The following is a 12,809-nucleotide window of genomic DNA, read 5'->3' as shown; positions in this document are numbered from 1 at the left end:
GTATTGGGTATGGAACTTACACAGTGACCTTTTTGATGACATATACTATTGAAACTTAAAGAGGAGAGAATAGTATATGAAGGCTATAGTAACTGGAGGGGCGGGTTTTATTGGTTCCCATCTTGTGGAAGAACTTATTATAAAAGGATTTGAAGTTCATATAATTGATAGCATGATCTCAGGAAAGCAAGAGAATATACATCCTCTTGCTACTCTTCATGTTGAAGATATATGTAGTAAGCAGACTAAACAAATTATTCTCAAAGAAAAGCCAAATATAGTGTTTCATCTGGCTGCTCAGGCGGATGTTTCAAGATCTATCAATGATCCCCAGTACGATGCTGATGTAAATATAAAGGGGACTATCAATATACTTGAGGCTTGTCGAGATGCTTCTGTTGATAAAATTATATTTGCATCCACTTCAGCTGTTTATGGAGAGTTACAAAAAGATTTAATTACCGAGATGGATCCTACAGTACCCATTTCTTATTATGGGTTATCTAAGCTAGCAGCCGAGTCATATATACATCTATTTTCGCGTTTATATGGACTATCTTATACAATTCTTCGTTATGGAAATGTATACGGACCTAGGCAGACCCCAAAGGGTGAAGGAGGAGTAGTTGCAGTATTTTTAGATAGACTAAATAAAGGAACTATGCTAAATATTCATGGTGACGGCGAACAAACCCGTGATTTTGTTTACGTAAAAGATATTGTTCAGGCAAATATAGCTGCTATTGACAAAGGCCACCAGGAGGTTATTCATGCTAGTACTACGCAGAGAACCTCTGTGAATCGTCTATTAAAGGAGCTTGAGAAGATTCATGGTTCTAAAATTAATATAAGCCATACGGAAGGACGCCCTGGAGATATTAAACATAGCTGTCTCGATAGTAAAAAAGCGTATAAGCTATTAGAGTGGCAGTCTCAAGTTTCTATCTTTAATGGCTTAAAAGAAACATACAAATTTTTAGAAAATAATAAATAACATTTATAAATATGATTGTTTAATAGTTAGTCGATTTACTCACTTGACTTAAAGCTTCTCTATGACTCACCCATAATCCTTTGTGTGAATGCTTATTTTATTAGATTAGTAGTTACTAGCCCTTCCTTTTTTTAGATTTGTGCATTTAATATAATATATAAACTCGTACAAATTTTATTTTAAGGGGAAAATAGTATGAATTTAGAAGGTATAAAAGGGCACTACGACGCTATTTTCAGTTTAGGGGATTTGTGTTTGACTTCACTTCAGCTTAAAGATAACAACTTAAGAACATTTTCCGGAATCTTAGATTGGGTCTCATCTCCTTCTTTAAAGAATGTTAATGTTCTCTTACAGAACCGATTTGCTGATTTTTTGAATCTAAAGAACCTTAGAATTATAAAATATATATCAGAATGGGACTTATTAGTATGGGATGAAGTTTATAATATAGGGTTTAATCATGATTTTAAAACAGATAAAAATACACTTACCCATTTAGGTGGCTATGCTGAAGTCAAAGAAAAATATGATAGAAGAATTCAGCGCTTTTTAAAGAAGTTGTCCACAAGTCAAAGAATCCTGTTTATAAGAACTGAAGCAAGTTTTGAGGAAGTTGCTGAGCTTGAAGCTATCTTATCTGGAATGATTGCCAATGATTTTAGAATTCTTATTGTTAATCATACGGATGTGGACCATTTAGTTGAAAAGAGTTGGTCTCTGCAAAGAGTCTGTGCTGTTGAACTGCCCGATCATGATAAATGGAATGCAAACAATCATTATTGGAAAATGATACTAGCTGATATTACCCTTTTATAATTACATGAAGGAGCTTTTTCTTACCTAATTATAAAGGGGGTAATTTTTATATAATTATAAAGTTTTGCTGTTAGTAAGAGCAAATATTAAATTTAAAAGGAGGATATGCCTGAGGTATTAGTGTAAATACATAGAATTTATTCTTTATTTTGCTCTAAGTCAGTTATACCCTATAAATTGTTTTCCCTAAATATAATTAACATGAAGATTATTGGACAAGTTGAAACGAATCTTTATTCAATTTCATTTAAGGCACCTCTTCTAAGGATGTTAGGGTGCTTTTTAGGAGTGCCCTTACCATGGTAAAGAGTAACTGTGATAAATCTGTTTGTAACTAAGTATTTAAATTAACTTATCCTTAGTTATAAGTAAGGAGGGCTGTATTATGGATAATAATCGCTTTGAAGAGAGTCATAATAGTAATGATAATAACTCCAATCAAAAACAACGTTACCGCTTAATAACAGGAGCATTTAACGATAAAGTAACAGCAGATCAAATTGCAACTGAAATAAAAGAGCGTTATGGTTTAACAGTGTATGTAATTCCTGAACAAGTTAAAAGATCTAGCTCTTCCCTTTGAATGGGTTATGCTAAGTTAGCTTTTATAATTATAAGAGTTACACAACAAATAAGGTATTATAAAAAGAGACAGCTAATTAGCTTCATTTTGAAATAATTGGCTGTCTATTACCCCTTTAATTTAATTATTTAAAAATGAATGTTTAAATAAATCACAAAACTTCAAACAATAGGTGGAGATAAAAAAGGACATCATTTTTAGTGTGGCTTCCTTTATCATTTCTATTATTTAGAGGGAATTATTTAGACATCCATTCTTTTAATTCATTTAACATCTCTCTGTACTCTAGAGGGGTGTAACAAAAGTCTGTGCGGGTACTAATGATTGTTCGGTCCAATACTACTTCCTCGTCGGGAATTATTTCAATATCATCCTTCTCAAAAACTTCTTTAAACAATTCTAATAATGTTAATTTTGATAACTTTTGCTTTGAATGTAGATGATATAATCCCGTAACATTATTTTCTATAAAAAATTCAATGGCCTTAGCTAACTCTAAGGTTGTTACTCCGTTCCAAAAAACTTTTTTATACCCTTTTATTATTCCCCGTTGGTTCATGAACCAAAGAAATAGACCAATTCCACCTTCCTTCAGTTCAGGACCTATTATTGAAGTACGGATTGTTAGGTGCTTATTATCAACAATTTCACCAAGTTGTTTAGATTGAGCATATACCGATGTACCATCTGGAGAATCGTTTTCTGTATAATCCCCTTTTAATCCTAAAAATACGCAATCTGTGCTAATATGAATTAACTTACCTTGATAACGTTCAATTAATTTAGCTAATTGATGCGGTAGTAAGCTATTTATTTGAAAAGCACGCATAGGATTATTACTTGCGTGTTCATTTAAGACTCCAATGCAATTGATAATAATATCTGGCTTTATAGTGTCGATAGTTTCCTCGAGCCTTTTAAAATTTGTTATATCCAAGTAAATTCCATTTTTATCCTTAGGATCTCTTGATGTATAGGATACATCATAATTTGAATTTAGCATGAAATACCTTGTGATTACATGCCCTGCCATTCCTTTTCCACCAAGAATCAATAATTTCATTTAAATAAAACCGCCTTTCAGCAACATTTCTCTAATTGCCTCTTTGCTAATTGTTTCTTTACTTGAATCATATTTTTCTAGGTTTACAAGGGTGTATGGTGCGTAATATTCTTTTAAGCCTTCAATATGGATTGGAGGTAAAATAACGAAATATTCATCATCATATGTGACAGTGGTCGTACTCTCATATTCAGATAAAAGTAATTCGTGTATTTTCTCTCCAGGTCGTATACCTAATGTTTCAATTTCAATCGTTTCTTTACCAGAAGCCTCTATCAATACACTAGCTAGGTCAATAATTTTGCAAGTAGGCATTTTCATAACAAAAATTTCTCCGCCCAGACTTTCAAATGTCGCCTTAAAAACAAGTTTTATTGCATCTTCTAAAGTTAGAAAGAAGCGGGTCATATTCGGGTCCGTAATGCCGATTTTCCCTTTCTCCTGAATTTGCTTTTTAAATACATGAATAACACTCCCGTTTGTTCCTAGTACATTACCGCCACGGATACAAACAAATTTAGTTTTAGTATTTAATGTGTTAGCATGAATAATTAGTCTCTCTCCCATCGCCTTTGATAAGCCATAGAAGTTGGCGGGATTTGATGCTTTATCAGTAGAAATATAGACAACTCTATCTACATTGCAACTTATAGCTGCGTCTATTACATTTTGTGTTCCATGTACATTTGTTTTCAATGCCTCAATTGGCTGATCTTCACATACTGGAACATGCTTTAAAGCAGCTAAGTGAAAAACATAATTCACATCTTGACAGGATTCCATTATTGCTTCTCTGTCTTTAATATCACCAATTATGAAGCTTAATTTAGGATGGTTGTCAAACTCTTGCTTCATTGTGAATTGGTTAGACTCATTTCTTGAAAAAACGCGGATTTCTTTAGGGTTATGTGTTAATAGTTGTTTAACTAATTCGTATCCCCATGAACCTGTACCGCCTGTCACTAAAATAGTTTTATTTTCAAACACCTTTTATTCCTCCTAATACTACTTTAATCACTTTATCTGAAACGTTTAAATGAGCGTACCCCTCGGGGTAAGACCAGTTTTTTAATTGATTAACCATTACATGAACACAGTTTAAAATTTGATCAGCATTTATTCCTGAAAGCATATTACTTCCACATTCAATTGTTTCTGGTCTTTCGGTTGTTTTACGAATGGTTACAGTAGGAACGTGAAATAAACAGCATTCTTCTTGTACTGTACCGCTATCTGTCAAGACACAGTAAGCGTTTTTTTCAAGTTTTACAAAATCAAAAAAGCCAAATGGCTTATGAAGTTCTACTAGTGGGTGAATGTTAACAAGTGAACTATGTTCTATTCGAGACTTTGTACGAGGATGTATGCTACATATGACTCTTTTTTGGTAATATTCGGCCACCATGTTGATCCCTTTAATAATTTCCAGTAATCGATCTTCATGATCAACATTTTCCGCACGATGAGCTGTAACTAAAAAGTAGTCTCCTTCTTTTAAGGACAATTTGTTAAGAATCTTACTATCTTCTATTCTAGATTTGTAATACGTTAAAACTTCATTAATTGGGTTTCCAGAAACAATAATTCGATTAGAGGGGATACCCTCTCTAAGTAAGTTTTCTTTACTTTGGGGAGTATAAGGAAGATTGAAACTTGAAATGGAATCAATAATTCGTCGATTCTTTTCTTCAGGCACTTCTAAGTCAAAGCAACGATTTCCAGCTTCCATATGAATAACTGGTATACCCATTCTTTCAGCTAAAATCGCACTTAGACCACTATTAGTATCACCTAATACTAAAATTTTGTCCGGTTTTTCTTTCAAAAATATACCTTCTAGCTCTTTGTACATTTTTGATAACTGTTCTCCCAGGGTAAGCTGTTGGTTAGCCAATACATAATCTGGTTGGCGAACATTTAATTCTTGGAAAAAAACTTCGCTTAATGAAGCAGTAAAATTTTGTCCTGTATGAACCAAAATGTGTTCTGTAGCGTAATTATCTAGTTTTCTGATAATGAGGCTTAAACGTATAATTTCGGGTCTTGTACCCAAAATGGTCATAACTTTCATTGTATACACGCCCTATTCATGTTATTTAAGCATAAATACCTGCTCTATTTCGTATTCGCCCCCTTATTTATTAAAATATGCTCACCCTTGTTTCTTGCTATAGGCTAATCTATTAATCTTCCCAATAAAAACTTAGCTACCCAATTTATAAAACTTTTTAAGTGAAGTGGGAGAAAGGCGGTATAAACATAAAGATTTCTTTAGAGCTTATTATTCTTTTGTAAAACTTTAAAAATAGCGTTAAAAAGAGTTGCGTATTGGGCTTATAAATAAATTTAAAAGGGATATTTATTTATTCAATCATTATAAAGAAAAACAGCAGAAGCTTTTTAGGAAGTTCTGCTGTCTTTCTTTATAATGACTCTTTTTTTTATCTTCATTATCATGGTGATAAAAAAGGTATGCTCTATCTTAAATGTTAATCCCAATAATTACTCAAACTTACTCCGTTTAATACATAATCCCATACTAGTTCATTATTTGGGTCATCCATAGGTACTTGAACAGAACAGACCCCATCAATCGTCCAATGCATATCAATAACGTTTTTAAGTCCCTCTGCCGGCTGAAGGAGTAATATATTAAACGACCCTTTTGTCAACCCTGATATTACAGATTTTAATTCTATAGCTTCTTCTGGACTAGCTGCTCCCCATCTAATAAATAAAATGGAGGAACTATTTTCGACTTTCTCCAAAAATCTAGCTATTCGCTGATAGAGTTTCTCTTTATAGGAAGGGTACATTACAGTCCAATCCACGTTTGGAATGATAGGGAAATCATGGACAGAAATGATATTGTAGTAAGTATCATGAATGAAGTGAGCATTAACTGGTTCAGTTCCTCCTTCTTCAGGAAAGATTGCTACGCCATCATCGAGAAAATGAGCATAACCGTCAGTTCGCTGTAAGTTTTGAAACTCCATAAATCCAGTAAATCTATTTCTTAGCAATCTACTCACATCAGAAATTGAATTAGATATCATCCAGTCTAAAGGGAACGAAAATCTTCTCCAATTATGTCTTCTTAAATTAAGAGAGGGACCACACCAGCTGCCTAACCCTAACATTAAATCATAAGATCCTCTAATATCTTGTAAATTCAATATAATCATCCCTTTACTTTTAACAGTTCTATTACAGTAAATGCTAAATCATTTATTTTTGCTTGGACAAAGTAACTACAGACTTAGAGAAACTTAATACTAATAGGTCTTAAGTAACTAAGAAAAGTGGATAACTATCTAAAAATTATCCCCCACTTATTTTAAAATTTAGGGTATATAGCTAAATACGTTCAGATGGCAATTTGTTTAGTTATTTCTAGATTCATGTTCATATAAAGTATTAATTTACACTAAAATATAAAAAGCACTGAATATTCCTACAAGTTCAGTGCTTTTAAAAGTGTTTGGTTATATTTTTTACATTGGTAGTGGTATTTAATATGCCAATAGTTTTTTCATTAATTTAGAAGAGTTAATGAACTGCTCGATTTGCATTGATTCTTCCGTAAGTCCAATATAAGCCTGTACCTGGTACTGGATCACAGGTAGATAAAATAGTATTTTTAATTTGTACATTATTTTTCCCTTGAGCTGCTAATAATGCTGCTAATCCAGCTACGTGGGGGCAGGCCATCGATGTACCACTTAAATACGCATAATAACTTCCTGTGTAAGTGGATAAGATAGTTGAACCAGGAGCTGATACTTCTACCCAAGTACCATAATTAGAAAAATCAGATTTTTGATCGTTTATATCTGTAGAAGCGACAGCAATTACGTTCTGATAAGCAGCTGGATATGTTAGTGTATTAGAAGCTTCATTTCCAGCCGCAGCTACAATAACCACCCCTTGATTCCAGGCGTGATTAATGGCATTCTCTAAAGTAATTGATCCTTGAGAAGAGCCTAAACTCAAATTAATTACTTTAGCCCCTGCATTTGTTGAGTAAGTAATTGCATTTGCAATATTACTCAAGGTTCCATTTCCGCTGTTATCAAGAGCACGAACAGGTATTATAGATGCTGAAGGAGCTATCCCTGCAATACCTAAACTATTTTCTGTAAGAGCTCCAGCAATACCAGCTACATGAGTTCCATGACCATTACCATCGTTAGGATTTAAATTCCCCTCTACAAAATTATAACCAGGCCAAAGCTTAATAGCTAACTCAGGATGGTTTAATTGAACTCCTGTATCTATAATAGCAATTTTTATATTTCCGTTACTCGTAGTAACATCCCAAGCATCAGGAGCTTGTACTTTTTGAGGGCCATACTGATAGGCGAAAAAAGGATCATTGGGTGTATAGAAGGCTTTCAACATATGATTTGGTTCTGCGTATTCCACCTCTTCTAATTTATTATAAATTTTAATAAGTGTATTAATATCCCTTTTAGAATATAAAACTTGAAAGTCAAGTTCCTTGTTGTGGTCTAAAATTGTACATTTATGCTTATGATGAATTTTTAGCTGTGTTTCTTCACACACATCTTCTTTAAACTTAACGATTATTTGAGTGTTCTTAGTAAATTCTGAAGAATCTAACTGTAAGAGTATCACTATATATTTCACAGTATAAAATAACAGTATAATAACGAATAGAGATGAGACAGTAACAAGCCAACTAAGCACCTATTTCCCTCCTAAAGAACTGAGTACTTATAGAATATTCATGTTCCGTTAGAAAGGATTGGACAAACGTATTACTTATGAAAACATTAATTGAATTTATAAATTCAGGTTAAAATATGTATAAAGATATATTCGTAAGCAATGTATTACTGAATTCTTTAATTACAGTTCTGTAGACCTCGGTTTGTGAAAATACTGATCCTCAAGGAGTGGATAAATCAATAAAACAAAAACAACTATCCTCAAATGAAGACAGCTGTTTTTTTCTTATAAAATTTAGTTGAATGTCTCAACGCTTCTTGGCAATTTTGCCTGAATTATTTGATGTTAATGTTAAGAAAATTTTCGTTTTATTACCCACAGATTTTCTTGCTTTTTTCATGGCTAATCCCCCTCTTTATATTTATAATGATGTCACATTGACTATTATAGAAAAAATCATCAAGTTTGCCTGGGCTATTTTTAGTAAATTAGGATTGTGCCCTCTTTTAAATTAATGTATAAAAATTACATTTTATAATAAAAGCATATAGGAAAAGTGCGTTTTATAATTTGTGAGGAAAGATATATAAATTACATTATGGTGATAAAAAAAGATTTCGGTTTAGGAAGAAAACTTATTCCAATTACCTGGTTTATTATAATGTCACTAAAAATTACCTTAATTATGGTTCTTACTTTTTCATAATTAGATAATATTCTTAGATGGTACTTCTTATCTTAAGGTGTGTATTCAGTATAATATATACGTATTTCCAACTCTTTTGTTCCATAATAAGGATTTTTAGTCTTTTGGGATTATACACTTTATAATATGTAAGATAAATACAAGTTTTTGAACAAGTTTTAATACTCTAAAAAAATATTATGTGATTAGAATGATTTAATAAGACTAAATAAGTAGAGTAGAACTAGATTATTTAACCATTTTTAGTAAAACAAATAATAATTGAGCTTTTTGCTTATACAGATTTCAATTTTTTTCATATCATGTAGTATCTCTTTTAGGGGGTGATTGCATGCCAAAACATCGTACTTCTGATGAGCGTCGTAGCTCACGACGTACTTCTGACGAGCGCCGTACTTCTTCAAGTAACCGTGGGACATCTTCGAATGGTTTTCGTTTGGATGGTTTAAGACAAGGTGATAGAATTGAAGTTTTTTCTGCTGGAAATCAACTTAACGGAGTTGGTACATTTATCCGTATACGCGATGGATTTTTAGTCTGGGTGAATGAAGATGGTAATATTACTTCAACTAGCTTAGATACTATTAGTATCAGTAGAGTATCTGGAACGTAAAGTATCTGGAACAATGTAATTTGGACGGGCTATTTGCAAGATTTTAATAAATTAGAAAACTAAAAAAACTACTGTGTTAAGCCAGTAGTTTTTTTCTTTTACTATGAAAAGGATCTTGGGATATAGCAGTCTACTGCCTGATTGGTGTAATTAGAATTTTGTATGTCTGCATTATTTTATGCACAACTAATTAAGGGGTCTGTGCAAAATTTTAGCTTTTAATTCAAGGAAATTTTGCTCAGTACGAAGAGCATTAACCTCTGAGAACAAAGAATTTCTTACAGCTCTCCTTTGTGAGGAGGCTTAGGGATATTATAGAATACATAACCAAATTGTATTTGAAAAGATCACTTCTTTATAGAAAAAGTAGTTATTTTCTTTTTTTAGTTTCCGCAAGTTTAAATAAACTAAAGGTAAACAGAGTAAACATAAAAAGACCCTCACCTCTCAGGAGATAAGGGTCTTTTCAGTTACCTTCACTTACATACTATTATTTAACATCCTAGAACATTTTTGTATTTCATTACACAGTATTACGTTTTTTCGTGCAACTTGGCCGCCTAGAGGAATATGGTTAGATACTATACCCATAGAGTTTTCAACCGCGGAAAATCCTATGCCAAAAGCTTTTAGGTTTTGATTCTAGGTTTTCCTGAGCAGCTGCAATTAGTTTCTTTGTATCACTAATTTCTCGAATAGCATTAGTTAACTTCTCGTCCCTTTTTTCTAGATTATTTTCAATATATTTATCTTGAGAGGATAACTTTTCTGTAAGCTGTCTTATAAGCTTGCTTTGTTCATCTAAACGTTGAATAAGTGCAAATTGAAACTGCTCATCTTTTTCAGAACGATTAAGTAATTCTTGAACTTTATCTTCGAGAGATTCCACCTTTTTTTCGAGCTTTGATTGAACCTCGATAGATTCTGGTATGATTTCTCCCTGAAGCCATTGGTTAATCATTTTATAACTCCAATTTTGCTCTTGTATTCTTTTCTTGATTTCAATTAGCAAATCAATATTCTGTTTAGTATATCTTCGGTGGCCTCCCTCTGTTCTTTGAATCTGGAGATTAAATTCTTTTTCATACAATCTAACTAAATCAATACTTAATCCAGTTAATTTCACCGTATCTTTCAGAGTGTAAACAACTTCTTCATCTAAGTTATTGGACATTTTTCTAGACTTCTCCTTTCTAAATAAAAAATCTAGATGGCATATAACATTGTTACAAAAGGATTATTCGTGAATCTAGAACCTAGATGTACAAGATATTAATCAAGATTTATATTTCTGGTTTAATTCTAGATAAAAGCAAAAAATTCTTTTTTTATTTATTGATATTCTAATTCTCTGGAATAACGTTTATACCTTCTTTCTTTTAATTCTAGATAAAAACAGGAAATTTTCAAGGGGGATATTTATTTTATATATTAATGAAATGCCTATTATTCTCCTCGAAATCTCTTATATATAATTCTTATAAATGTACGAGATAGAATTACTTGGAGATCTTTACATACTTTATATACATGAGAATTATTTTTAAATTATCTCTGATATCTAGAAAACTAGAGTATTTGCAAATCAATCTACAAAAGGCTTTTTGGCGATTCTAGAATGCACTTACACTAGTTTTTATTCCAGATTGAAAGTTACTTTCAAAACCATATATTTTAGTGGAAAATAAAGTGATATTATTCCTTATTGTAAATTAATGAAACAACTAGTTTTTTTATATGGTCTCCATTCCCCAGATGTATAGATAAGCTCAACTTCTTCATAGATTGCTCTATTTATGTTATTAGATATTTTTCAAGTATTCTTGTTTGTAAAAAACTAAATCTTGAATTGATTAAAGTCTTGGTAATTAAGGCGTGATAATGATTCTAGAATGTACTTTATCTAGCTTTAAATCAAGAATAGAAATTCAATTTAAATTCCAGAATGATAACCATTTAAATATAGATGCGTATCTAAGATATTTTTAAAATATCTTAGATTAATGCTTTATTATTAATCTATCTAACCAACAAATTTCGATTTAATAAAAGTGGCTGCATTTATTCCAAATCAATAAGTTGAACTTAAGTTTAACTCATTGTTTTTTTTAGAGTTAGGCACAATAAAAAGAGAATATAAGTTGAACTCATTATATAAAAATACTTTAATTTAGCGATTTTAATAGAAAATAAGTTTAACTTAATAAAAAAATTCATTTTGAACCAAAATAGGAACTTTGCTTATTTTGTTTTTAGGTATTTCTTATATCGATACAAAGCATGGCGACTAGACAAACCAAAGTAGGTGATAAGGTATTCATTTGAATATCCTTCACAGATTTTATTTAGTATACAACTGTTTCGAAACTGTGTTGATCTTGCCTTAGCTTGTATACCTGAGCGTTTAACTTCTTTCTCAATCATCCGCTTTACACCAATTAGACTAATTCTTTTAGGCTTGTTTAAATTATAATCGTACCAATAAACCATCTTCTGAGGATGAAAAGAAAGAAACAAAGGGTCGTCTGTATAATCTTTAGGTTTAAATAAGGCAGGTATGTTTGAAAAGTAATTGTATATTATTTTTTTATCATCTTTAGAAAGGTTTAAGACACGTTTTCCTTTGTTAGTTATAATAGTTAATTCATTTTGGCTAAAGTTAATATCGTTTATATTTAAAGATACCACTTCATTAAGTGTAAGGCCGTAATGAAGCATTAGAATTAAAATTGAATAATTACGAGGAGCTATATATTTATGTATTTGCAATTGAGTTTCTGTCAGATTTTTTTTACTGACAACAGAGTTTAAAAGCGAAAAGGTATCCTTTTCAGTTATAAAGTCACTGTCAACTAAATCCCTCTGCTTGTTTGTTGTAGCTTTAAGCGGTCCAAATTGATCCGTTAAATTATGATATTCTAATAATCTGTTCAGATGGGAAGCCACACGCCTTAAATTGGCCTCTGATAAGTTTTTATCTTTCAGATAGGTAAGGTATTCTTCGTAACAAGTTTTCTCTTCTGGCAAGGTTCCTGGCGTTATATCAGGGGGGTGTTGATTTAACCATTTGAAGAACGCCATCAAATCATGTTTATACATGGAAACTGTAGAATGTTTTTTCCCTGTTTCATGTAAATGAATAAGGAAATGTTGAACAAGAAGAGGAATATCCATATAAAACACCTCCATAATCGGTAAATTTAATATACTATAAATATATATAAAAATCAAAAATGCCAACTAGATTAAGTATTATATATTGTATATTAAATTTACCTTTTCGCACAAAAAAAAGGCCGTTTAAAAACATTAAAACACGCCCATAAAGGCGTGCTAAAT

The 12,809-nt window shown here is 31.7% G+C and carries 11 protein-coding genes; 4 read left to right on the top strand and 7 right to left on the bottom strand.

From position 1 onward, the window contains the following. The first annotated feature begins 76 nt into the window (after nt 1-76). From SB717_RS26480 to SB717_RS26470, 3 genes are all read left to right on the top strand, one after another. Nucleotides 77-994, top strand: coding sequence for an NAD-dependent epimerase/dehydratase family protein (locus SB717_RS26480; RefSeq protein ID WP_074684258.1), 918 nt, complete (start codon nt 77-79; stop codon nt 992-994). A 195-nt stretch (nt 995-1,189) separates the two neighbouring features. Beyond that, on the top strand, nt 1,190-1,813 hold the full coding sequence (locus SB717_RS26475; RefSeq protein ID WP_074684259.1) for a DUF1796 family putative cysteine peptidase: 624 nt from the start codon (nt 1,190-1,192) through the stop codon (nt 1,811-1,813). 385 nt (nt 1,814-2,198) lie between these two features. Beyond that, on the top strand, nt 2,199-2,396 hold the full coding sequence (locus SB717_RS26470) for a hypothetical protein (protein WP_074684260.1): 198 nt from the start codon (nt 2,199-2,201) through the stop codon (nt 2,394-2,396). A 238-nt stretch (nt 2,397-2,634) separates the two neighbouring features. On the opposite strand, the gene SB717_RS26465 is transcribed toward SB717_RS26470, so the two are convergent. From SB717_RS26465 to SB717_RS26445, 5 genes are all read right to left on the bottom strand, one after another. Continuing rightward, nucleotides 2,635-3,459, bottom strand: a complete 825-nt coding sequence (locus SB717_RS26465) for a dTDP-4-dehydrorhamnose reductase family protein (RefSeq protein ID WP_074684261.1) — start codon at nt 3,457-3,459, stop codon at nt 2,635-2,637. Further along, complete coding sequence (locus SB717_RS26460; RefSeq protein WP_029319771.1) at nt 3,460-4,446, bottom strand: polysaccharide biosynthesis protein; 987 nt, start codon at nt 4,444-4,446, stop codon at nt 3,460-3,462. Further along, entirely contained in the window at nt 4,439-5,530 is a 1,092-nt protein-coding gene (wecB, locus tag SB717_RS26455) for a non-hydrolyzing UDP-N-acetylglucosamine 2-epimerase (RefSeq protein WP_410905464.1), read from the bottom strand. Before wecB ends, SB717_RS26460 begins: the two co-directional genes overlap by 8 nt. A gap of 418 nt (nt 5,531-5,948) precedes the next feature. Further along, nucleotides 5,949-6,635, bottom strand: coding sequence for a DUF1796 family putative cysteine peptidase (locus tag SB717_RS26450; RefSeq protein WP_255285999.1), 687 nt, complete (start codon nt 6,633-6,635; stop codon nt 5,949-5,951). Nucleotides 6,636-7,008: 373 nt separating this feature from the next. Then, nucleotides 7,009-8,169 carry a S8 family peptidase gene (locus SB717_RS26445; protein ID WP_081351047.1) on the bottom strand — a complete coding sequence of 387 codons (1,161 nt, stop codon included), beginning with the start codon at nt 8,167-8,169 and terminating at the stop codon, nt 7,009-7,011. 1,019 nt (nt 8,170-9,188) lie between these two features. Here SB717_RS26445 and SB717_RS26440 point away from each other — a divergent pair. Next, the gene (locus SB717_RS26440; protein WP_029319780.1) at nt 9,189-9,470 is read left to right on the top strand and encodes a hypothetical protein; all 282 of its coding nucleotides are present in this window, start codon (nt 9,189-9,191) and stop codon (nt 9,468-9,470) included. 598 nt (nt 9,471-10,068) lie between these two features. Here SB717_RS26440 and SB717_RS26435 read toward each other — a convergent pair. Beyond that, a complete protein-coding gene (locus tag SB717_RS26435; RefSeq protein WP_074684264.1) occupies nt 10,069-10,644 on the bottom strand; it encodes a MerR family transcriptional regulator in 576 nt (191 codons plus the stop codon). 1,067 nt (nt 10,645-11,711) lie between these two features. After that, nucleotides 11,712-12,644, bottom strand: a complete 933-nt coding sequence (locus tag SB717_RS26430) for a tyrosine-type recombinase/integrase (protein ID WP_410905461.1) — start codon at nt 12,642-12,644, stop codon at nt 11,712-11,714. Nucleotides 12,645-12,809 lie beyond the last annotated feature (165 nt).

The sequence above is a fragment of the Priestia sp. SIMBA_032 genome, assembly GCF_046535215.1.
GTDB lineage: Bacteria > Bacillota > Bacilli > Bacillales > Bacillaceae_H > Priestia > Priestia aryabhattai.
Note: the sequence above shows the minus strand (reverse complement) of the source record. Positions and strands in the feature narration are given on the sequence as shown.

Excerpts from the sequence above, each read along its gene's own strand:
- SB717_RS26435 (WP_074684264.1), bottom strand. The coding sequence starts at position 10,644 with ATGTCCAATAACTTAGATGAAGAAGTTGTTTACACTCTGAAAGATACG.
- SB717_RS26480 (WP_074684258.1), top strand. The coding sequence starts at position 77 with ATGAAGGCTATAGTAACTGGAGGGGCGGGTTTTATTGGTTCCCATCTT.
- wecB (WP_410905464.1), bottom strand. The coding sequence starts at position 5,530 with ATGAAAGTTATGACCATTTTGGGTACAAGACCCGAAATTATACGTTTA.
- SB717_RS26440 (WP_029319780.1), top strand. The coding sequence starts at position 9,189 with ATGCCAAAACATCGTACTTCTGATGAGCGTCGTAGCTCACGACGTACT.
- SB717_RS26430 (WP_410905461.1), bottom strand. The coding sequence starts at position 12,644 with ATGGATATTCCTCTTCTTGTTCAACATTTCCTTATTCATTTACATGAA.
- SB717_RS26465 (WP_074684261.1), bottom strand. The coding sequence starts at position 3,459 with ATGAAATTATTGATTCTTGGTGGAAAAGGAATGGCAGGGCATGTAATC.
- SB717_RS26475 (WP_074684259.1), top strand. The coding sequence starts at position 1,190 with ATGAATTTAGAAGGTATAAAAGGGCACTACGACGCTATTTTCAGTTTA.
- SB717_RS26470 (WP_074684260.1), top strand. The coding sequence starts at position 2,199 with ATGGATAATAATCGCTTTGAAGAGAGTCATAATAGTAATGATAATAAC.